Origin of the sequence: Waterburya agarophytonicola KI4, from assembly GCF_020640915.1 — a bacterium.
In the GTDB taxonomy this organism is placed as follows: domain Bacteria; phylum Cyanobacteriota; class Cyanobacteriia; order Cyanobacteriales; family Xenococcaceae; genus Waterburya; species Waterburya agarophytonicola.
On sequence record NZ_JADWDC010000046.1, the window covers coordinates 1 to 23,471 of the forward strand.

Sequence of the window (23,471 nt, forward strand, 5' to 3'; positions counted from 1 at the left end):
CACGAACCTTCTATTTCCGCCTACTAAGCTAATTCTCAATTGCCGAGATCCTCACACCGCCAAAGCAATGGCTGAAATTATCGGCCATCAAGAGGTAATTGAAGAGTTTGTATCTGACAACGGCAACACAATTTCAACAGTCAGAGAAAAGTACGCAGTAATGCCGAGTGAGATTCAGAATTTGATTCCCCTTCAAGGTTTTAGTCTTTCTGAGCTTCAGCAATTTTCATCAATCCTTGAGGATCGTTAATCACTGAAGGAAATATCTCACTATAAAGAAGCTCGATTTGAAGGGAAAACTTGGTAACTTTTTGTTGGATGTTAATACTTTTTCCAACACCTAATTTTCGATAAGAGAGATTATTTTGTTCACATTCAAATTGTAAATTTGAATCTAACTTGGGGAAAGTTAATACGGGAACTTGATGAGTTTTGATCGCCTCCATCAAGGGTTTGTGTCCTTCAAGATCCCTAAAATTATCAATACTACTGAAGCGTCCTAGATTTAGTACTAAGCATTGATACAGCCTGTCCATTGGATATTTATCTAATTGCTTTAAGAACTGCTCAATACTGTAATAACTTCCATCAGATACAAAGAAATAAACAATCCTATTGAAATAATCTCTTAAGTCAGAAGAAGACGAGAAACCTAATGAATCGAGCCATAAATTCAACTTCAAACGTGTATTTGAGGGAAGATTGGCAACCACTGTTTTCTCTTCTGCTGCTCTGTCAACTATTAGATTAGCTTCATGCCTGTGAAACTTGCCGTCTGAAAAATACACTTTCTTATAATTATTGCAGTGTATATTAGGGTATGCCAAACTCACATCGTCAATGTTTGGATTGGCTTCTACCAAAGTAAATTGTGAATTCCAACCTCTAGCGATAAAGTAATCCACCATACAACGAGTAAAAAAACTTTCTCCTTCAACAAAATAAATACTATTTTTTGTTTGGTCGTAATTAGTTGTTTCAGCTTCTGCAAGAGGTGTTTTGCTCATGTTATTTTGTTGAATTAGTATTTTAGTAGTAAAAAAGTTATTTAAATATTTCTTGCTATCTACTCCATCCTCGATCAATGTTCTGTTTATGTTGAGGCTGCTGCTTGGTTGCCTTTTCTCGGTTGGGATTAGACCAATCAAACGTATTCACCAGTTCCTCATTCCAATCAACAGCTTTTGGCGATTTTACTACCGCATCGGGCAACTGCTCGATGACTCTTTCCGCCATCTCCCTCCCTGAGCGATCACGGTCAAAAGCAATTACTAGATCCTTAATATCTTTCAAATACTCAGTTGGTACTTGACCCGCCCCATCGGTAGATAGGTAAAGTGTTTTCTTTGAGTCAGTTCGCTCTAACACCGCCAAGGACATCGCATCAATGGGTGACTCGACCAAGACTACTCTCCTTACTGGATCTTTTGATTGCTCTCCCCGCTCAAAGTAAAACCACCCTTCATTCCTCTTTGAACCTTTGGCTAATCCTTTAAACGTGTTATCATCTCCCGCCGTACCTCTAAGGGATGCACCTGTGATTTTTGGTTCATCCAAAGCACGACGAATAAACACTGCATTGTGATTCTTATCTGCATAGATCAATCCTTGTTGGTGCAGACTATCCACTAAACTACTGGGTAACTTCCTAGTGCGGGTTAAATATTTTCTGACAGAGAGCCATTTACTCTGTTCTGGAACTGGGGGAGTAAATTCTGGTACTGGTTCAGTCTTGATTATTTCTCTAGTTTTATAGTCAGCAGCTTCAATGGTCGCACTTTCACCAAAGCGATCTCCCAGCCAAGCTACTGACTGTTTATAATCACACTCGTTAATGTGCATGACTAAATCGATTGCCCCACCACCACCTTTACTATGTTTCCAATCAAAGAATTTACTGCCAGTAATATTAATGATGTGGTGTTCATTTTGCCATTTATGTTTGTCTAATGGGTCTGGTTCTAAACCTAATTCGTAGACAACATCTTTTAGCGGTAAATCTCTAACTTGGTTAGCAATGTCTGCATACTTATTTTTCCAGTTAGTTAATTCTCGATTCTGAGTTTTGATTTTAATTTCAGCTTGCTTCAAACGCTGCTGTAATGCTTCGTTATCTCTCGATAATAGTTTGGCAGTAACCAAAGCCTGTTCCTTTTCTTTGATTACTCGAAGCCTATCTGCTAACTGATGTTGAATAGTCTCTTGGTCTAAAGTTAAATCTGGTGTTTTAGTTACCGCAGCATAATATTGCTTGACCGTAGTGTGCCTGGCTCTACTTCCTCTAATACCTCTTTCTAGTCCCAGAGGAGAAAGGGCATTGGCATAACTATCTTGAAACTGACTCAGTTTTTGCCGTCCACCAAATATGCCCCGACAGTTTAATTTACCTCTTTCATCTAAAGGAACAAGATAGGCGTGAACATGGGGAGTTGATTCGTCTAAATGTAGCTCGGCTCGAACAATGCGATCTCCATACTCATTGTCTAACCAACTATGAACTGCGGTACGAAAATCAGCTAATCTTTCTGGCTTATAATAACCTGCTTTGCTGGGGTCATTGGGTCGAAAATATTCAGGGCTAGCGGTCAACAACATCTCCACACAGAGAACGCCATTCTTCCTGATTGTCTGGTCGCCAATGCGATCTCTAACAATGGTTTCTAAGTTTCTATTTTCGCTCTTATCTGGTTGACCGATAAAACGAATGTTAGTGATTTTTGGATCGGCATTTAGAGTTTCTCGTTCTCTTTTGGTATGCTGCTCTGAAGCACCAACATTTCCCGACTTTAGTTTGGCAATCCTAGCTATGGCATGGGGCATGGTCTTTAATTATTATTTCCCAGTAACAATCTTTTCAAGTAGCAAGTAGTAAGTAGCGAGTAGCAAGTTTTAGCTACGCTGTTGCTTACGGTTAATGTTGAGCTGTTAATGACCAGGTTAACTATGAATAGTAGTAATATTTCGATTCAAGATAGAACTCGCCAATTTGCTAACAGGGTGATAAAAGCTTATATCGAACTTAATAAAAAACACTTCGATGACGCTGGAAAAATTTTGTCAAAACAATTTCTCAGGTCTGGCACATCTATCGGAGCTAATTGTGCTGAGGCGGAGTTCGCACAGTCGAGGAAAGACTTTTTATCTAAATACACAATAGCTCTGAAAGAAGCTTCCGAGACTAGATACTGGATAAATCTGATGATAGACAATGAATTAGCCTCAAAAACAAAATTTACCCTAATGCTAGAAGAACTTAATATCATTATTAAAATACTTGTTTCTACAACCAAAAAACTCAAAGAATAAAAACTTGCTACTCGCTACTCGCTACTCGCTACTTAATACAGTTAAACCATTTTTTCTTTTTCCCAGTAGCGCGGGGGTTTAACCCCTTGGCGAACGGAATAATTTTAGCGAAGCGTCGCCCAAAGGCGAAAATTGTGTAGTGAGTACTGACAAACTTACACATTTTTAGTCTCTCGAATAAATACTTCTGGGAAAATAAAAAGCACTCTTAACTATGATACGTTAGTTTACCAAAGTTTAATTTAAGCAATTTGCTATTTATGTAATGATTAATTATATAGCAATAAATTACTTAACGAATGCTGGAGTAATTAAGGATGGTTAAAGCTAAACCCAATCAGAAAATTCATGTCGATAAACTAGCTGGTGCTTTAGATAAATTAGATCAACTAGAATCAAAGCCAAAGGAAGAACTAACACTGCGAGAAAGTATTTATTTTCTTCGAGATAAGTTAAACAGTGCTTTGAAGAAAGGTTATAACTATGAGGATTTGTCTGAAATTTTAGCCGAACAAGAGATTTTGGTTTCTGCTTCTACTCTAAAACTGTATCTAACTGATAGTAGTAAGAAGTCCAAATCACGAATCAAAAAAAGTAAATCTGCTTCTATTCCTAAACCAAGTCCTCAGTCGAACTCTGGATCACTAACATCTAAATTATCAACAAATATTACTGATTCTAAAGAAGAGTTAGGGATTAGTAATTCTGAGACTGAAATCAATAGTATGGAAGATAGTACTAATTCAGAACAAGCAGTTAATCTGAATTCTACGACTCGGACTAAATCATCATCATCTTCATCTGCTACTAACAAAGCTAAAGCCAAAAGTCAGTCAATTGATAATAAGTCTAATGCGACTAAAACTAAAGTTCTGTCTGGTTCAGATGATGATTTGTCTAGCGAATTTAATAGTTTTTAATTTGGAGCAAGAAGACAAAGGATGGCAGTTATTCATTTGGTTGATGGTGAGAAAGGAGGAGTTGGTAAGTCCTTTGTGACTAGAGCGATGATTCAGTATGGATTAGATCGTGAGTTGCCTTTTGTAGCGGTAGAGACAGATCGTTCTAATCCTGATGTTAATCGTGTCTATAAAGAAAAGTGTCAGTTTGCTGTTTTCAGTGAGGATGAGAGACAAGCTGGTAAGGCAGATCGTATTTTTGAAATGGCAATGGAGCAGCCCGTAATTGTTTCTTTGCCTTCTCAGGTTAATCGGGCGGTTACGGCTTGGATTGAGAATAATCAGTTACTCCAGATCGGTATTGAGTATGACGTTAGTTTTTGTAAGTGGTTTGTGACTAACGGTGAGTATGACAGCATTCGACTGTTTCAGGCTTCGCTTGACTATTATGGCGAGCAGATGACTCATGTTTTGGTAAGAAACTTTGGGCTTTGTGATGAGTGGTCACAGGTGGATAATGATAAGTCGCTACAAAAGCTTATTAGCAAGTATGGAGTGAAGATAATTGATTTTCCCAAGCTAGGTTATCAAGAACGGTATTTGATTAACCAGAAGCAGTTGCGCTTTGATGATGCTACTAAGTCTAAGGATTTGACTGTGCTGGGTAAGCAGCGGGTGGTTAATTTCTTGAAGGCTGCCTATGCTGCTTTTGACAGTACGGAGGTTTGGTCAACGGAATCTAAAGTAGCTTCAGCTTCTTAATAATCGAGCAAAAGGAGGAATAACAAGTAGGTATTAAAGGAATAAGATGAGTCTACTTAATGGTAGTGCTGTAAAAGCCAGAGAGGTCATAGATTTTTGCATGGCGAATGAGTCTCCTGAGCTAAAAGCTAAGGTGTTTGAGATTATTAGTCGCAGTGAATTAGAGCCAAATGACCCGATGTTTATGGCTCTACTCTTAACAGGACAGATGCGGGTGTTAATTGAAGCTGCCCCAGAAGGTCTCAATCGGCTTTTATCTGAATGGAAACAGGAAAGTGCGTCGAGTTTGTCTGAAATTACCGAAGCTATTTCTCTGGTGGCAAAACAACAGCAGAGGCAGGCTGAGACGATCGAAGAGAATATGGAAGCTGTTAGCAATAAGTGTGTCTCAGATATTAAAGAGGCGGGCATGGGTACGGTAGGGGCGATCGCTGATGCTAGCAGTGAGAATTTTGAGCAGTTACAGCGTAACTTAAAACAGATTGAGCAATTAGAGTCGAAGGTTACTCAACTCGATGCTAAATTTGATGAGCGCGAGCAGAAAAGCATTGAGAATATGAATGCTTTAATTCGCTGGGTCAATAAGACAACTCAAAAACAAGAAGCAGTAAACCACCAAGTCGATATATTGATCTCGGAGGTTGGCAAAATTAAGCGCAAAAAGGTTTGGCTGAGAATCGCCGACGCTTTTTGGTCTCTCCCCGCTTTGGTTGCGTGTATGTTAATTGCTATGGGTGGTACTTGGTGGATAGCATCTAGGTGATGTATTTATCTGAATACTGTCTTCGGGCGGTAATGTAGTGGATTGAAACATCGATCGCCTTAACCATTGTCAAGAAACTAAAAATCCTAAATGTACTTTGTGGAGGATTCCTCCTGGTTCTCCATAAAGGAATGAATAAGCCCACCAATATTTTCTATGACTATTTATTGTTAGAGATCGAATTGATTAGACGATTAAGACCATGCCAGAACAAAATGATGAGATCTTTAAGTTCGATCCGAACAGTTTTTGGGGCGATCAAGAAAAAAAACAAAATATAGATTACGTGCGTGTCGATAATAAAGAGACGGGAATGATTGCTATGGTTTCTACTTCTACATTAGAAACACAAAACAAGCAACAAGTTCTCACGCAAATTGACGAATTTTATCAACAATACAATGTATTTAGAAGCAATTTAAAGCCTGAAGAAATTAAACAAACTGCTCAATGGTTTAAAGAAAATTATCAACTTTTAAATTTAATAGCACGTCAAGTAGTTTTTCACCTAATAAAGCTATACGAACATCGCGTTAAAGTTCACCTAATAAAAACAGGCAAATTACACTCACAATTACCAACATTTACCTTAAATTTTGACAAAGAACAAAATTTAGTTTCCGTCGAACTACATCTTAGTGAAAAAAGAATCGACCAGATAATTAAGCAATTAGAAAAAGACATAACCACAGAATTAAAAGATTTCCAAATTTTAGAAACAGCAGCAGAAGAGTTTCTGACTTTTAATTCAATATCGTTAGTTGAAAAAATGCAACAAAATATTGGAATAGAAGCTTTTAATAGCATGAATTCTGATGAAAGAGAGAAAGCTTGCAACCAATATTTTCAAGAACAAGAACCAAGGGATTTAGAATCTAAGGTTGTAGATTTTTTAAAACACTTTTCTCAAAGAAATGCCACAGCTATTTTTAAGACTCTTGAAACTCTTCCCTTAACAGAACTAGAGCGAACTTTTGGATTCAGAGGAAACGAGATTGCAGAGCCTGTACCAGTTACCGAATCTAGATTAGCCAATGCTGTTCTACCCATTCCTACTTTCGCAGCCTTTAGCAGCGCGTCTTCAGCTCAAATTAGAAAAGACCTATGGCAAGAAGATGACAGCGGGTTTGCCTACTTTAAACATCAAGCCAAAGGCAACCCCAAAAACTATATCGAACATTACATTAGTAATCCTGGTGATATTGAACTGCTTCCCTTAGAGCAAGCGGAGCAGATTATCGATAAATTTGGTTTTAATACAGTAAAGCTACATTTAATTTTTGCAGCACATACGATGAATCAGGATCGACCTTGGGACAGTAAGTTTAGTCTAAAGGCGAGCGATATAATTAAATACTTGGGGTGGGACAAAAGAACCGATCTGCCAGTTCATCAGAAGCTCAGTGAAATTGCTAAAACAGCCTTTGTTCTAGATTGTTTGTTAGTTAAGTCTGTTTGGGTAGAAGGTAGAAACAAAAAGGGCGGAATTAATGCCAGTACACCTACAGGGCGAATGTGGAATGTAGTGGTAGACCCCAGAGGAGAGCAAAATTCAGAAGGGAAGGTTCAAAAACCCGAAGAGGTTTACATAACGGTGCAGCCTGGTTTAATTTTCCATAGTTTTCTCAACAAAGCTGGTAGCAAACTGCAAAAGGCTTTGTACCAGTTTGGCTATCTGGCTAAAAGTATTCTCAGAATCGATCCCTACCACGACGAACTAGCGTTGAGGTTGGCGATTCACCTAGCAATGGAAAGCAGAGTCCATATGTCGGGAAAATACCGAGTCGAAACTTTGCTCAAACATTTGCTGCCTCACGCCAAAATTGATAAAGCACGCAGCGATACGCGCAGAGGTTATGACCTCAAACAACACTGGGATAATGCTTTGAAATTGCTAAGAAAACTTAGTTGGCAAATTCAGTTTGATGAATCTTATCCAGAGTGGCTACAGCCTGGAAGTAAGTCGAAGAAACCAACAGATGCCAGAAAAATGAAAAATATCGAATGGTTGCTTAATGCCAAGATAACCATCCGACCTCCAGAACCAATACCAGAATTACTGACCAATAAAGTTCAACCAAAACTGAAAGCTTCAAAACAGAAGAAAACAGCAGCAATTGCAACTGGAATTACCAGCGACCAGATCCGAAAAGGCAGAAACAAAAAGGGCTGGAGTCAGAGAAAGCTGGCAGGATGGTTGGGAGTTAGCCAATCACTAGTAAAAATGTGGGAAAAAGGTAGACGCACCCCCTCAGAAGAAACGGAAGTTAAGCTGAGGCAGATACTAGAGATTCAAGATTAACTTGCTTTAAAGAGTTTGAGTACTTATCGAGTACTCAAACTCTTTATTTTTGTACTCAAAAAATTAACCCAGTAAAAACGCACTTTGAGCTATACACTGTATGACTTAGAAGTTGAGTACAAAAACTCTAGTATCCCAGGACGAAAACTCTAGTATCCCAGGACGAAAACTCTAGTATCCCAGGACGACTCATTTTTGAAACCCTTACATTGCAATAGTTTCAGCTTTGAGTACACTCCTAATTAGTCTGATAAGACTAATACGTTTTCAAAAACCGTTTTAATAAATCTGGCATCATAAAGCGCGAACTCCACTAAACAAGGGACAAAGAGCTTTATGTCGCAGCCAGGAGCTTTTAACAATGCTGAAAATAATTCTGTTAACTCAATCCACCCCCGTCACCTGACTGAATGGCGCGAAAGTTCGGTTGATGACAAATTAACCGCCCTTAATTTGCTTTCGCTCAAAGGCACAGAACCGAAAAATCACCTCTTCTCGTTCCTACCAAACTCCGAACGTCGTAACGATGGGCGAGTGCGAGACAAGTGGCTACATCGCTATGCTCACACCGAAGCTGGTGGATATTGGATTTCTGGCTTGGACCCCCATAACAACTGGCAGAAATGGGATGTTGGACGCTTCAAACCCGACACTCCTCGCATTGATGCGGGGGGCAAACCAATCAAATACGAGTCCCAACCAAAAAGCGAGAGTCACCCAACTTACTTTGATGTTCCGAATCACATCTGGGACAGAGTAGCCAAACGCTACCGCATCAAACGCTATCGTTCTCCTTTGAGCCTGAGACTAGCCGATAAAATTCCACCAAGCTCATCTGGCTACTCCTTAACACCCACAGGGCAAAAACGTTCTCTTTCCGATTGCCTTCGAGGTGGAGTAAAACCTGCTCCTTTTCTTCCCCCGAATCTCCGATCACCCGTCATATCTGAGAAAGAACCAAGAGATGACTATTGCTTTTGGTCGTGGGTGGTAAAACATCCCGAAATCCCCATTCTCCTTACCGAAGGAGAAAAAAAGGCAGCCTGTTTATTATCTCTGGGTTTTGTGGCGATCGCCTTACCTGGGATTTGGATGGGTCGAGTTAAAAACCAAGAGACTGGCATAGACTACCTGCACCCCGACCTCATGCCGATGGTAAGTTCGGGGCGTAAGTTTATCATCCTTTTCGACAACGATGAAAAACCCAGCACTCGTCATGCCGTTCATTTAGCGAGTATTTTCACAGGTAAAGTAATCGAAGCTGCGGGAGCATCCTGTTCAATTGCATCTTTGCCCGAAGGCTCAGAAAAAGGGGTAGATGATTTTGTTACCGCCAATGGCAAACGAGCTTTATCTCTGATTACCAAAATTGTAGATCGCGCTTTAGCTCTCAAAGACTATCTGCGAAAATCTCGGAAGAAAACCTGGGGACTGAGTAAAAAGTATCCTGCTAACGTTACCCTCGACACCCGTTACCTCAGCGATGCCCTCAGACTCCCACAACAGGGTCTAATAGCTCTCTTAAGTGAAATGGGGACTGGTAAGACGGAACTGCTAGCAAAACTCCGTAGAGAGCATCCTCGTGCGAGATTCCTTAATGTCGGTCATCGAGTCAACCTAATGAAAAATCTTTCTGAACGATTATCCACCCAGATGTACTCGGAAATATCTCAGGGACAGTTAGCCAAAGCACTGAGTCTTTCGATTACCTTAGATAGCCTCTACAAGCTACAAACCCAATTCAACGAATACGACTGCGTATTTGTCGATGAAGCCTGTCAGAATTTAGCCCATCTCCTCCACAGCAAGACCTGTAAAGAACATCGAGCCGAAATTCTTGAGGTTCTAGAATACATCATTGGTAAAGCCAAGCTAGTTGTGTTAGCTGACGCACACATGAACGATGTTACGGTAGACTTCTTCCGCGCTATGCGTCCAGAGGGGGAAGTTCCTTTCATCATCAAAAACGAATACAAGCAGGGGGGAAGAGAAGTATTTTTCTACGAAGACGACAACAGCAGTGCTTTAGTCGCTAAAATTTCCATTGCCTTGATGATGGGACAGAAAATTATGGTGGTTTCTGACTCGAAAAAGTTCATCAAAAAGTTAGAGGCTATGATGACAGTTCAAGTTGACGAGGAGCGGTCGTTATTTAAGCCAGAAACAGGGGTAAACTCTCAAGGTGATGGCAAGCTTCGTGTTTGGTCAATTCATGCCGATAATAGCGGTTCTAAGGAGAACAAGGCATTTATCAAAGATATCTCCACTGAAGTTAAAGCAAAAAACATTGACGCTCTTTTGGCTTCTCCTAGTCTGGGTACGGGAGTCGATCTTTGCCAGTATCACTTCGATGCAGTTTTTGGTGCATTCCATGCCGTATCTCAATCGGCAACAGAATGCGCTCAGGCTCTCCATCGCTATCGTCACCAAGTACCATTGCATATCTGGGTCGCCCCTCGTCCTCCTTTTGGCTACCAAGAAACTAGTGCCAAAAAGATTAAAGAAAGTATGCTGCAACTCAATCAAATGACAGCTTTTTTAATTCGTGTAGATAAAGAAAGTGGTCAAAGAGGAGCGGAAAAAGATTGGGCGTTAAATGCTTATTGTGAAATTGAAGCTAATCGCAATTATTCGATTAATAATTTACGAGAAGATCTACTAACTTTACTCGAAGAGATGGCTTATAAAATTACTATCATAGAGTCAGAAACAGATGTAAAAGTTAAAAATAAAATGGTTGAAGCTGGTCGGTATTTGGATACTGTTCATCAATTAGCAGTAGTCAATGCTAATGATATAAGTTCGACCGAATATTTATCTCGTCAAGCCTCTGATTATTTAGAGCCAGAGGAAATAGTTGAATGTGAAAAATATCGTATTAAGCGCGATTATGGCATGGAGGTTACGGAAGAGTTAGTCAAGAAAGACGGACAAGGACATCTCATTAGCCAATTTATAGCTTTAGAATCTATGATCGCTAATCCCTCTGGTAAGATTGTTGACCCTCAAACTAATAAAGAATATCCCGCACCACCCCAGATAGTTGCCGATAAAGATTTGAAGGAAAGAGATAATTTGCCTTTGTGTATGGATTGGCATAACTACTCTAGTAAATGGCTAGCTCGTTATAACTTAGGTTTGCCCAAGCTAGTTGCTCGCTTGATGTCAGGCGAGGAAATCTGTGCTAATGACCCCGATGTTGAGAAAATTGCCGAAGCTGCATTTAATTCCAGGGTTCATATTAAAGCTATTCTCAATCTTACCATTCCTGAAAACTGTAAACCGATGTGGGTAGTGGGAGTATTAATCGGTCAGTTGGGAATAAAGACAGTTTCAAATAAGAAAGGCAAACGAGGAGAACAGGTTAGATATTACTGTCTGGCAGTTGAAGATGCTACCTTTGCTATTGAAGTTTTACAGTACCGAATAAGCCAACGAAAAGAGAAAGCGGTTAAAGAACTAGAAATTCAACAAAAGAATAGGGAGCATCAAGCCAGAATGCAAACACAATATGGTATTGAACCACCACCAAGCCCCGTAGACACCCCCCCCCATTTTGAGGGTATTTATACATTAGGGGGAGACGTGGATACAGAAGATAATTTAGTTTCCAAGTTGAATTTTGAGCTAAAAAACAAGCTCTCAAGATATCTTTCTATTTTGAGGGGCGATGATTTAGGTAAAAAAAGACTCAATTCTTCATTTTAAAAAGTTAATTAGAATCAAAAAAAAAATGGGTGAAGCAGCAAGAAGAAAAAAGTCAAATAAAGATTATGGCAAGTATTGTAATACTTCTGACTTTAGTCAATTAAAACAAAACACTGAAAGAACGATCTCGCTTGTTCTAGATATAAGCGATAGCTTTAGCCAGTTAGATAACTTAAATTTCCGAAAAGATATGGTGCAGCTTTATTATGAAACCAATTCTCATCAGAAGGATGAAATTCTAGATAAATGGCTTGAAGAGAGAGAGAATTTAGAACTACAAGTCAAGCAAGAAATAAATAGTCATTTTCAACGCTATCATCCCTCAACGAAGACAAGCCTGGTTGAGTTGATGATGTTTGATATCTTAAAAATCTACCTTCATGAAAACATGAGCTTTAGAGGCATAGGAGAAAGGATGTATTTTCTCTATTTTGTTGGTAATGCAATAATTAAAGCCATATATTCTTATAGCGAAGGTGAAACGTGGCAACAGTTTAAAAAACTATTTAACGAAAGTATGAGTCGGGGAATACAAACAGATAGTTTACCTAAATTAATAGAATTTCTTGGTCAAATTCAAAACAAATACCCTCAATTAAAAGTAGAGGAAATACAATATCGCTATCGTTCTTCTGTCCCTGTAACCAGAGTAATGCACTCTTGACTAAATTTTCGCTTTATATTTGAAGATCCTTTAAGTGGAGTTATCGGTACTTCACTTTTAGAGAATAAGTTTGGCTATACAATTCTGATAGTTTCACACAAAATAATATAGTAATTTCAATGATGAATAACAAATTTGATTCGTGTATTCAAAATAATTCTATGGCATCAGAATATGGATTAACAGCATTATCCGTTCAAAATTTTGAACCTATACGAAGTGGAACCGATTGTCTTTATGCTATGACCTCACGTTTATGGGGTTCTCCTCCTTATGACGAAGCAAAGAGCTTTGAAGAGAATATGGAGCAAATAATGGAAGATATGTGTAATTTTCTTGATGTTGCTAGGGAACAACGACTGGATGGATATGTTTTAGAACTTCCTGGTTCTGGCTTTGGAGAGAATCTTGGGACGTTAGCATACTCTCTACACCGTATATTGTATTGCTTAAGTGAACACGATCCAGTGGGCGAGCATTGTCTAAATCAACCCGTCGAAGATTTAGCTTGGTCGTTTGCCTTTGGAGGAGACAAAATTTTTGTTAATACTTTTGCACCTTTCTATCCAGAAGGACATAGTCGTTACGGTTTTGGTTCGTCTTCTACATGGATAATGTTTCAGCCACGTCATTCCTTCGGTCGAGTAGCTAAAATAGGTGAAACAGCTTTGCCTCCTCATATTCGCTTACGTATTCGAGAAGACCACGCATCTCACAATCGTGCTTACGATCCTAAATTAAGTGCTATACCTTATGAGGCATATCGGTGTATTCGTCCTTTATGCTTAGGTGACTCCGAAGTGCGCTGGTGGGAAACAACTCTTTGATTTCTTAGAACAATACTCAATCAATTCTAATAATGGAAAAGCACGAAGATTGTAATTCCGAAGATTTGCTCAACCATGATTCATTCATGATCCTTACTAGTCAATTAGCATCTGCAAGAATTTCACCGACGAAGCTCAAAGCTCTTGTTTTAAAGTCAGGATTTACCATTGAAAGCTGGATCAAACCCAATGGAGGCATTAATAGTCTTGATATTTTTGGTTGTGCATCCAGTAGGGGGAGGTATCAGCTTTCTCTAGATGCTATTGGCAGCGTTTTTTTTGATGGACGTAAGCCTCGTAAATGGATGATGGTAGAAAATTTTGTTGATTTTCCTGTTACAGAGTTAACTTTAGAATTTTTGATATGCCCGTTTCGAGGGAATTCCCAGACAACATTAGTTTCTTATGTTACTGATCGCTCTGATGCTAATTGTGAATTTGCTGTCAAAGAAGATGGATGTCATGGTCTGACAATTACGATTGGCGATCAACATCTAGCATCAGGCATCAACATGGATTATTCTCAATGGCAGCGTATAGCAATAACTTGGGAGTCTAAAACTGGGCAAATAGAAATTTATAAAGATGATGGTTCAAAGGTAATTGCTGTAGAGGGAAAGAACGACGGGACAATAGTTCCTTTTGGTTCTCCAGTATTTGTTGGGACACTTGCTCCTAATACCCAGCTTGCTAGTGGAGGTTTTCTTGTATTTGGTCAAGGGCAAACACGACCTGGTGATGTTCTAGGATTTCCGATGCCAGAGGGATTTGTCGGAGGATTTAGTGAGGTGAGATTGTGGCGATGTATACTTAACCAAACTACGTTAAATACTCTTAAAGGGTGTTGGCTTACTGGAGATGAGCCAGGACTAGTAGGTTGCTGGCGTTTTACTGGTCTAGCTTTGAGTACTGGCGAGTGTCGTAATATTTGCCAAACTGGTAACGATGGAGTGTTAGGAGGTTTTCGCTCTGATTTAGGGGTAAAAGATATTTTAGGATATCGAGTATTGGGCGTGGCTGGGCAGTTAGCATATTTATCTACAGCAGTAGTCCCAGCAGGTAAATGGTGTCATTTAACAATGGTTGTACCTGAAGGATCTCTCAATACAGCTAATCCACAGTTATTTATTAATAGTCAGCAAGTAATTACCAGCCAGGTAGATAGTCAAGATATTTCTCTACTGGAGATTGGTCAAGGTGGAATTGGTTCTTGTGGGGATAGTGAATTGGATGCCTTAAAATTATGGAATATACCTCTTTCTGAAACGGCTTTAAAGCATAATTATCTGCATCATTACCCCTTAGATGCTAAAGGTTTATTTGCTCTTTATGATGGGGCAGGCATTAAAGGGGAAAAAATATACAATAGGCTAAGTCAAGATTTAGACTTAGTAATTAAAGGTTCTTTAAAAGCCATACCATCAACTAGCCCAATTGCTAAGAGTCAAACTTAAGTTATGGGATATCCTTTTATGTCAAAACTAATCGAAATTCGTTTCTGTTCTCCTAAGTTTGGATCAACATTATGAGGAAGCCAAGATGGAAACAAGAGCAATCGACCTGGTAAAGGCTCAAAGGGAACTATAAAATTACTAAAAGAAGTGTCTTTGGCAAAACGAGGGCGTAGCATCCTAACATCAGCACGAGGATCGTGAAAATTTAAATTTCCTGAATTCGGAGATGTTTGTAAATAGTAGACACCACTAAATAAAGAATCAGGATGACGATGTAAATGATTATGAGCAAATTGAGAATTAAGAATACACCACATGGTTTTGATGCGATACTTTTCAGTCTTGAGATCTAACTGTAAATCTTGGGCTATTACATTCTCAATGAATTCTTCTATTTGCTTTTGCAAAGGGGTAAAAGCTGGCTCATTATGTAACTGATCGGGACTGTGCCATCCTAGTACATTGGAACGTTTTAATCCTGGGTCGTTTTTATACAATTGAATTATGTATTCAAGCATCGCTTGATTATGAACCGAAAAATTTTCCAGTTGAGATGCCCAGACTGGGGTAGGAAAAAGTTCATATCGTTTAAGCTGGTTCTCATCGCTACTCATTTTTCAAACATTGCCTCAAAACTAATACTAATTGTTTCATGAATAAGAGCAGCATTTGCAGAAACGTTAGGTCGTTCGAGTAGATTATCGTGATGACCATTCCCCAGGATTTTTTGGAAACTATGGCGACTTGCTTCTTGCCAGTTTTGCATATTACTAGCGTTGAAATTATTTTCAGTAGTAGTAATTAATGTAATAGGAGCAGCAATAGTACCGCTGTCCTGACCATTACTATAAACTCTAGCAAAGGTACGAATACGTTCTTCCCAGCGTTGCCGTCCTTCCGATTCAGGATATAGTTCGTCAAAACGAGGATTGTCTAAATAATGAGTCACTATTTGCTCAATATAAACTTCACTATAGGCTGGGGATAAAGTGCGCCAGATACTATCTAAAATTAATAAATGGGCTACTTTAGTTTTTTCTGCTTCTAGATATTGAGCGACACTAAAAGCTAGACTAGCCCCAGCAGAGTAACCAATTAGGGCAAAAGGTCGATCTTCTGCAATAGACTTAATTGCCCTAGCATATTGTTGAATTCGGTCTTCTGTCAATAAAAAATCAAATGCATACACACTATAGCTGGATGACAACTCTTGAGCTAAGTCTAAAAAGCTCCAGGTACTCGTACTAATAGGGGGAAAACAGAATAACAGTGGATACCCTTTATGATTGAGCAAATGAAGATTTTTTGCTGAAAATTTTTGTTGTAAGGTATATTCTGCTTCAATTACCTTAGCTTGGGCGGCGATAGTTTGAGCTTCATAAACCTGGCTAACCGAAAATGAAATATCAAAATATTGAGAGATTTTACTTGCTAGTACTGCTGTTTTAAGACTATGACCCCCCGCATCAAAAAAGTTATCATCAATGCCAATATTGGAGTTAGATAGAACTTCATGCCAAATGCGAAGAAGAATTTGTTCCGTCTTTGTCCTGGGTTTTTGGGTTAATTTATCAGTATTGCTAGCAATATTTTCGATCTGTTTAGGATTAGGTAATTGACGTTTATCTATTTTGCCATTGAGATTGCGGGGTAAATTTCCTATCTGATATATTTTCGCTGGCACCATTGCGGTGGGGAGTTCTACTGTCAACCATTCATGTAAAAGCTTTACTGAAAGTTCTTTCACTGTACTGAGAGGAGTAACATAGCCGATTAGTTCCAGATGTTCTTCCCCATCCTGAAAAGGAAGAATCACCGCTTCTCTTACTCCTGGATAGGTTCTCATTCGTTGTTCAATCTCTTCTAATTCAATACGTACACCACGAATCTTTAACTGATTATCGCAGCGACCACTATAAACGATAGATCCATCTGTCCTACGGTAGGCTAAATCACCAGTGCGATACATCAGTTTACCTGAGAAAAAAGGATCTGGGATAAAAGCTTGAGCAGTTTTTTCTGGATTACCCAAATATTCTATTCCCAAACCTTCCCCCGCTAGATATAGCTCGCCAATTGCTCCTAAAACTTGTGGATTTAAGCGGTCGTTTAATATATATGCTCGAATGTTAGGTAACGGTTTGCCAATGGGAGGAAACGAATCCAATTGCCAATCTTCCTTTTTTATCTGATGGCATAGGGCAATATCAGTACATTCAGTAGGACCATAAATATTTACTAACTCGGCACGGCAGTTAGTATGAGTTAACCAAAGGCGCAATCTTGTCATAATTGGAGGTTCTCCCCCTAAAGCTAATAATTTTAGGCTTTGAAGCTCGCTATACTTATTTGCGCGAGCTAACTCTAACACTGGATAAAACATACTAGGAACACCAGGGTTAAGAATATTAATCTGATGGTGTGAGATCGCTTGCAGTAATGCTTGAGGATCGAAGGGTTTGTTTTGGAAAAGGATTAATTTTCCTCCAAATAATAGTGGTGCTAAATAATTTTTAATCGAAGCATCAAAATTTGAGGAAATAACTTGTATTAAATTAGTATCAGAATTGATATTCCCTAAATCCTGATACCAATAGAGTAAATTAATTAAAGATCTAGTTTTGACTTTTACTCCTTTAGGACGTCCTGTAGATCCAGAGGTAAAAATAATATAAGCTGGAGCATCAGGATGACTACCTTTGGGAGATGGTAGCTTATCCAAAGTTTCCAGAAATCGCTGGTCAACTTGCATCTTCAATGGCTTAACATTCGATGTCAAATTATTTGCCGATTGTGCTGTGTGTAGCAAAACATCATAGCTGTAACGACCAAGAGTAGAAGTTTCAGGTAGATGTAGTGGGGTGATATCAACTTGCTGAATACGAGCTTGATGAGCTTGCCAATCTCGCCAAAAATCACAATGTACGAATAAACTATCTTCTACGGCTTCACTACCTACCGTATTGATAAAAACTTTACGCTGTGATGGATTCCAAATATGCGAGCAAAAAATTATACCGCCATTGTTTAGTTGAGCTAGACTAGCTGTTAAAATTTGACGGAGATAGTTAAGACCAGGAAAACTTTGGACGACGCTTGCTATTACAATCACGTCAAATTGGGTAAAGTCCAAACTTTCTAACTCGTGAGCAGCAAGTTGCAAAAGATGGACATTAGTTAGTCGATTTTTCTCTGCCAACTTTTGAGACCAAGTTAATGCACTAGATGCCAAATCAATACCAACATATTCACCTACTTGTGGTGCAAGGCGACGCATTGTTAAGCCCGAGCCACAACCTATATCTAGTAAACGTATATTGGAGTTGAGATATGGTTTTAACTTGTACTCTATGTTATCGAGATATTCGCCTATTTCTACCTCTGTTAAAACTAGTCCTCCCAGACCATGACGCCAACCGCTAGCTTCAATAGCAGTCGTAGCAGTCGTAGCAGTATAGTCCCAAACTTCTGGACTCATACGGGGTGATTCTGCTTCTGCTTCCGCCATAATATTATGGCTATCCAAGCATAAGATTGTCTTTACTGACGAACACTCATATTGCAGACTATTAAGACGACCAATGTAGTTGCTTATACCTATCAATAAACGACATGAAGTTTGGTCAATCATATCCCGCAAACGACTGTCAGGCAAATCTGTATTCAAGGGCAGATAAACTGCTCCAGCTTTAAGAGTGCCTAGTAAGGTTACAACTAGCCAAAAATCACACCCGAAGAAGGCACCAACACAATCACCTTGTTTTAGTCCATTGAATTGGATAAAGCGAGCAATGCGATCGGAGTATAAATCTAGTTCGGCATAGGTTATGTTCCTGTCTCGATCTACAATGGCGATCGCTTGAGAATTTTTTTGAACTTGGTGTCGAAATAATTCACCAATATTTGCCGTAGCTGGGAAACTTTTGGTTGTGTCATTGTAACGGTATATTAAGGTAGATATAGAATCTGCATCATCTCCCCGCCCTAAGTCCCCCAGTTGAATATCACCAATCTTCATCATTGTTTCTCTTGAAGTACTACATGATTAGCCAATTGTTCGAGCATATTTAATAACCGATGACAGGTTTGCGACCGCAAGCAACTAGTACGATATTCCAAACTTAATAGTAAATTTTCATCCCGTTGATTCACGAATAATGTTAGATCGAATTTTGCCGTATCAAAAAATATTTGCTCTAATTGCCTTGAATCGAGCAGCGAATCTGTTTGGTTAGTTGGCATTACTTCCTCAAAACTTTGAAAAGCAAATAATACGTTGAATAGTGGCTGGCGGTCAGGACGCCGAGATGGGTTTAGTTGGCGAATTATTTCATCCAAAGGAGCTGCTTGATGATTTAGTGCTTCAGCAGTAATTTGAGCAATCGTACCAGCCAATAGGGCGAAGGTCATTGAGTCGGTAATTTGAACCCGAATCGGTAAGATGTTCACCATTAAACCTACGAGACGTTCTAATTGTGGGTGAGTACGTCCAGCAGCCCCCATACCTACACAAATATCAAACTGTTTTGTAAGTTTGAACAGTAATAGCAAAAACAGCGACAAAATTAGACTGGCTAATGTTATGCCATAATTTTGAGCCAGCTCCTCTAAATCTTTTACTAAGGATGCAGAAATTATTCGCTGAACGGTGCTACCGTGAAACTGTTTCGTCTCGTCTTCAGAATCAATTGGAAGAGTAAGTTCTGGCGGTACATTAGCTAATTGTTTTAACCAGTATGCAATAGATGGTTCATAATTTTGCTTAGTATGCCAGACTGCATAGTCTTTGTATTGTAGTAATACAGGCGGTAGTTTGGGATAAGAACCATCACATAATTGTTTATAAGCCTGATTAATTTCATCAAACAATATCATCAAAGACCAACCATCTATTACCAAGTGATGAAAGGTAAGTAACAACCTCCATGTATTACCAGGCAATTTCAGAACGACCAATCTCAACAATGGTGGTGCTTCAAGCTGAAAAGTTATGTTAGCTTCGCAAGTTGTTAAAGTTTCTGCTTGGATAATTGCATCAGATGCTCCAGTTAAGTCATGTACTGTAGGAAAAATGGAAATTTCTTCTGGAGATAATATAAATTGTTTTGGTTCGCCATCAACTGTCATAAATCCAGTACGCAAAGCTTCATGACGATGAACTATTAACGTCAGAGCTTCTGCTAATCTAAGGATATCTACACTGGAGACATCCCAAACTAAAGGCACGTTATAGGCTTTAGAACCAGCTTCCATTTGACAGAGAAGCCACAGGCGTTTTTGGGCATGAGATAAAGGATAATCGGGTCGATCTTCAACTTGCGGAATTAGGTTTAAGGGGGTAGTTTTTTTCTCTTGGATCAAAACTGCGATCTCTCGAACACATCGCCGATTGTAAATATCTGCAATTGAAAGATTGATACTCAAATGTTTGTGAATGCGACCAGTAATCTGGGCCGCTTTGAGGCTATGACCGCCAAGCAAGAAAAAGTCATCAGTAATACTTTGGACCTGTGTTCCTAATACTTCTTGCCAAATCTCTAAGACAATTGATTCAATTTTATTAGTTGGAGGAACAATCTTAGTTGTAGACTGCTGCTCTAAAATCATTGTTTCCAAGACTTTGAGGTCAATCTTTCCATTTTGATTATGTGGTAAGCGATCGAGTACTCGGATTTGGTTGGGTATCATGTAATCTGGCAAACGCTCAGTTAAAAAAGTGCGTGCCATCTTACTATCTACTTCATCGTCTGTAGCAATGAAAGCAACTAAAGCAGTATCCATTTTGTTTTTCTGCGCGATGACTGCTGCCTCTTTTACTCCTGTTAAATGTAATAAAGTTGCACTTATTTCCCCAAGTTCAACGCGATAACCACGAATCTTGATCTGCTCATCAGAACGACCAACAAATAAGAGCCATCCCTCTGGTGAGATATACCCTAAATCACCAGTGCGATAAACACGTTCGTTTGGATACAAGGGATCGGCAAGAAAACTTCTTTTGGTAAGTTCAGGTTGATTCAGATAACCTTTCGCTAGACCAGCTCCAGCGACGTAAATATCCCCTATCGTATTTGGTAGAACGGGTTCTTGCTTTTCATTTAAAACATAGACACGTGTATTAGGTAAAGGATAGCCAATGGGAACTTTTCCCTCAACTGAAGTAAATTTTGAGGTAATGGGAAAATAAGTACTATCCGTACAATTTTCTGCGGGGCCATACATATTAGTTACAGTTAAATGGCTGCTAGCTTTATGGGCATACAAACGTTCTATTAAAGCAGGATGAACGGCTTCGCCACCTGTAACAATATGTTTGAGGGATGGTGGTGGATCTTCAGCTAAACCGCGATCAATAAGTGCCAGTAAAAAAGGCGTAACTACATTGATAATCTCAATATCGTGGTCGCGTATATATTTGAGAAAAAGAGCAGGATCGCTGCGGATAATATCGTTGACAATATGAATTTCATTACCAGTAATCAGACAAGAAAGACATTGTTGAATAGCTGCATCAAAGATGAAGGAAGCTGATAATAATTCACGTACTTGGTTTCCCAATGGCTTATATAAAATTTGCTCTAAAGCGTAAATAAGATTGGTAACAGCATGTCGCTGAATCGATACACCTTTAGGCTCTCCTGTAGAACCAGAAGTATAAACTATATATGCCAGTTCATTGGGATCTATATTTGATGTTAGTGATAAGTCATCAACTTTTTGCTGTGTAAGTCTAACAATATCAACAATTATTGATGCTGATTTTGGAACCTGAAATTTTGTTTCGTTAGTCACCAGCAACAGTTTAACCTCACTATCTTGGAGCATATAACTCAGCCGTGCTTCTGGTGCTGTCGGATCGAAAACAACAAAAGCTCCTCCAGCCTTTAAGATAGCTGCCATCGCTAACGGTATCCATTGACTACGGGGTAAAAATAAACCTATAACAACACCAGGTTTAACTCCATAATGAGTTTGCAATATAGAAGAAATATGTCGAACAGACGAGGCTATTTCAGCAAAATTTAATTTGACTTGCCCAGCAATTATTCCATATTGATTTGGTGTAGTGTTGGCACGAGAAATGATTTCAGTTTCAAGTCCATTTAAAGATATAGTCAGAGGCGAGCCGATTAGGATAGAACGCTTTGAATGATTTTCCTCGATTTCAACGTTTGACATAACAATTATTTTTAGTAACGAAGCCATCAAGTTGATGAGTTTTACAATATTCCTTGAGATCGCTAGTACGATTGATGAAACCGCGCCCATTAAAATTCAAAGAAGTATTGCACATAACGCCGTAGCCAGTAAGTTCTTTAAAAGCACGAAGTAAACAGTATAAATTGGGATTTTGTTGCTCATTTACTGTCTGAGTGCGTGTACTACCATCCACATGAGTAATAGCTTTAAGAGCCTCCGTTTTTACCCTATGAAAAAAGAGCATATAGGGACTAGGAGTATGACAGTCAAAATATAAAGAAGCATCTTCTTCTAAGCAAATAGGAGCAATAGGACGATAGTTTTCGCGTTGCTTAATCGCGTTCAAACGATTTTGAGTTTCTTGAGTGAAAGGAGCAGCTAATATTGAACGATTGCCCAAAGCTCGTGGTCCAATCTCACAGAGACCTTGAGCCCAACCAATGATCCCACCATCTCGAATAAATGCGGCTATCCAACTATAGTCCAGGGGTATAACTTTAAAGTCATCATCCTCCTTACCATCATCATCATCAATGAATTTTTGACCTGCATAAACATTCCATTCAATCTTTGCGTTACCAGTAAAATGATGTTGTGCGTCGATTGCAGTACCAATTCCTGACCCTGTGTCGTTTGTACAGGGTGGTACAAAAACTTCCTTAAATAAACCACTATTTTCCCACTTGGTATTCCATTCACAATTTAATCCACAACCTCCAGCTATGATCAGTGGATAATTTTTAGTTAAATGTTCACGAGCAAAAAGGTGAAACCGCTCAAAAATAGCATCTGAATATTTTCCTGCAAGCTGCTTGAAAGCATTATTGGTAACGCCAATATTATAGAATGGTGAATCTTGAAAATCTTCTTTTTGCGTAGACAGTAAGATACCATCACGAGCTAACAAATAATCAATCACTTTCTTTTCTTCAGAAGTTGGCAGCGATCGATCTGAAAAAGCTGCTAAAGCCATTAATTTACCAGGATCGCTGAAGCGAAAGTGACTTTTAATTGGTGGAAAAGTAGGATCTGCTATTCTAAACAAAAAAGCATACTTGTTACCAGGGTCGGTGAGTACACGTCCCAAATGAGTTATATTTACATTTTCATCGATTAAATAAAAATCCCCCAAGTTTCCTTCCCATACTAAACAGTAGACAGGTTGTCCTTGAGGAAAGGGGGATAGACCGTAAGCACAATATATATGCGATCGCTCATGAGTGGAAGTATATAGATGTATCGACTTGCCAAAAAATTTTTGAGTAGTACAGTCTGCTTTCTGAAGCCCATAATATCCAGCATGAGAAGCTTTTTCTACAGAATGCCAACCCTTGACCCAACCACCGATTGCAACGATATCAGGCAGATCGTTGAGTAGTGTAGCAGCCTCTACTATTGTTGTTGGTGTAATAGATTCGTAACGAGGAAAAGAATCTTTCTCTGCCTCAAGTGAGAACAATAAACTACCATTTTTAATTGCAGTAATTTGTCCGTCATGACCTGGTTTTAGTGCCAATATAGAGCACAAAGGTTGACTCATAAAAAAATGTAAAAGTATATATGTTTTATTCTATGGGAATACGTAT

At 39.0% G+C, this 23,471-nt stretch carries 16 protein-coding genes; 10 read left to right on the plus strand and 6 right to left on the minus strand.

The window, feature by feature from the left end; all coding sequences use genetic code 11:
• Positions 1 to 250 (plus strand): type IV secretion system DNA-binding domain-containing protein (locus tag I4641_RS16205; protein WP_229641619.1); only part of this gene is annotated, 250 nt, incomplete at its 5' end.
• Here I4641_RS16205 and I4641_RS16210 read toward each other — a convergent pair.
• Both I4641_RS16210 and mobV read right to left on the minus strand, forming a co-directional pair.
• Positions 201 to 1,007 carry a hypothetical protein gene (locus I4641_RS16210; RefSeq protein ID WP_229641620.1) on the minus strand — a complete coding sequence of 269 codons (807 nt, stop codon included), beginning with the start codon at positions 1,005 to 1,007 and terminating at the stop codon, positions 201 to 203. The genes I4641_RS16205 and I4641_RS16210 overlap by 50 nt on opposite strands.
• 55 nt (positions 1,008 to 1,062) lie before the next feature.
• Positions 1,063 to 2,820, minus strand: coding sequence for a MobV family relaxase (gene mobV / locus I4641_RS16215; protein ID WP_229641621.1), 1,758 nt, complete (start codon positions 2,818 to 2,820; stop codon positions 1,063 to 1,065).
• 123 nt (positions 2,821 to 2,943) lie between these two features.
• On the opposite strand from mobV, the gene I4641_RS16220 reads away from it, so the two are divergent.
• From I4641_RS16220 to I4641_RS16260, 9 genes are all read left to right on the plus strand, one after another.
• Positions 2,944 to 3,306 (plus strand): four helix bundle protein, encoded by a 363-nt coding sequence (locus tag I4641_RS16220; protein ID WP_229641622.1) that lies wholly within the window; start codon positions 2,944 to 2,946, stop codon positions 3,304 to 3,306.
• 317 nt (positions 3,307 to 3,623) lie between these two features.
• A complete protein-coding gene (locus I4641_RS16225; protein ID WP_229641623.1) occupies positions 3,624 to 4,226 on the plus strand; it encodes a hypothetical protein in 603 nt (200 codons plus the stop codon).
• A 21-nt stretch (positions 4,227 to 4,247) separates the two neighbouring features.
• Entirely contained in the window at positions 4,248 to 4,967 is a 720-nt protein-coding gene (locus I4641_RS16230) for a P-loop NTPase family protein (protein WP_229641624.1), read from the plus strand.
• Between the two features lie 46 nt (positions 4,968 to 5,013).
• The gene (locus tag I4641_RS16235) at positions 5,014 to 5,730 is read left to right on the plus strand and encodes a DUF6753 family protein (RefSeq protein WP_229641625.1); all 717 of its coding nucleotides are present in this window, start codon (positions 5,014 to 5,016) and stop codon (positions 5,728 to 5,730) included.
• Positions 5,731 to 5,932: 202 nt separating this feature from the next.
• Positions 5,933 to 8,032 (plus strand): helix-turn-helix domain-containing protein, encoded by a 2,100-nt coding sequence (locus I4641_RS16240; RefSeq protein ID WP_229641626.1) that lies wholly within the window; start codon positions 5,933 to 5,935, stop codon positions 8,030 to 8,032.
• A gap of 336 nt (positions 8,033 to 8,368) precedes the next feature.
• Positions 8,369 to 11,740, plus strand: coding sequence for a plasmid replication protein, CyRepA1 family (locus I4641_RS16245; protein ID WP_229641627.1), 3,372 nt, complete (start codon positions 8,369 to 8,371; stop codon positions 11,738 to 11,740).
• A gap of 25 nt (positions 11,741 to 11,765) precedes the next feature.
• Entirely contained in the window at positions 11,766 to 12,404 is a 639-nt protein-coding gene (locus I4641_RS16250) for a hypothetical protein (protein WP_229641628.1), read from the plus strand.
• Between the two features lie 242 nt (positions 12,405 to 12,646).
• On the plus strand, positions 12,647 to 13,231 hold the full coding sequence (locus I4641_RS16255; RefSeq protein WP_229641629.1) for a YqcI/YcgG family protein: 585 nt from the start codon (positions 12,647 to 12,649) through the stop codon (positions 13,229 to 13,231).
• Positions 13,232 to 13,263: 32 nt separating this feature from the next.
• Positions 13,264 to 14,685: a LamG domain-containing protein gene (locus tag I4641_RS16260; protein WP_229641630.1), complete on the plus strand. Its 1,422-nt coding sequence runs from the start codon at positions 13,264 to 13,266 to the stop codon at positions 14,683 to 14,685.
• Here I4641_RS16260 and I4641_RS16265 read toward each other — a convergent pair.
• Genes I4641_RS16265 through I4641_RS16280 form a run of 4 tightly spaced genes read right to left on the minus strand, consistent with a single transcriptional unit; the run spans position 14,682 to position 23,425 of the window.
• Positions 14,682 to 15,299 carry a TIGR02466 family protein gene (locus I4641_RS16265; protein WP_229641631.1) on the minus strand — a complete coding sequence of 206 codons (618 nt, stop codon included), beginning with the start codon at positions 15,297 to 15,299 and terminating at the stop codon, positions 14,682 to 14,684. The two genes, I4641_RS16260 and I4641_RS16265, sit on opposite strands and share 4 nt — an antisense overlap.
• On the minus strand, positions 15,296 to 18,706 hold the full coding sequence (locus I4641_RS16270) for an AMP-binding protein (RefSeq protein WP_229641632.1): 3,411 nt from the start codon (positions 18,704 to 18,706) through the stop codon (positions 15,296 to 15,298). Before I4641_RS16270 ends, I4641_RS16265 begins: the two co-directional genes overlap by 4 nt.
• The gene (locus I4641_RS16275) at positions 18,703 to 21,864 is read right to left on the minus strand and encodes a non-ribosomal peptide synthetase (protein ID WP_229641633.1); all 3,162 of its coding nucleotides are present in this window, start codon (positions 21,862 to 21,864) and stop codon (positions 18,703 to 18,705) included. The genes I4641_RS16270 and I4641_RS16275 overlap by 4 nt, the downstream gene beginning before the upstream one ends.
• Positions 21,851 to 23,425, minus strand: a complete 1,575-nt coding sequence (locus I4641_RS16280; RefSeq protein WP_229641634.1) for a carbamoyltransferase C-terminal domain-containing protein — start codon at positions 23,423 to 23,425, stop codon at positions 21,851 to 21,853. The genes I4641_RS16275 and I4641_RS16280 overlap by 14 nt, the downstream gene beginning before the upstream one ends.
• Between the last annotated feature and the right edge of the window lie 46 nt (positions 23,426 to 23,471).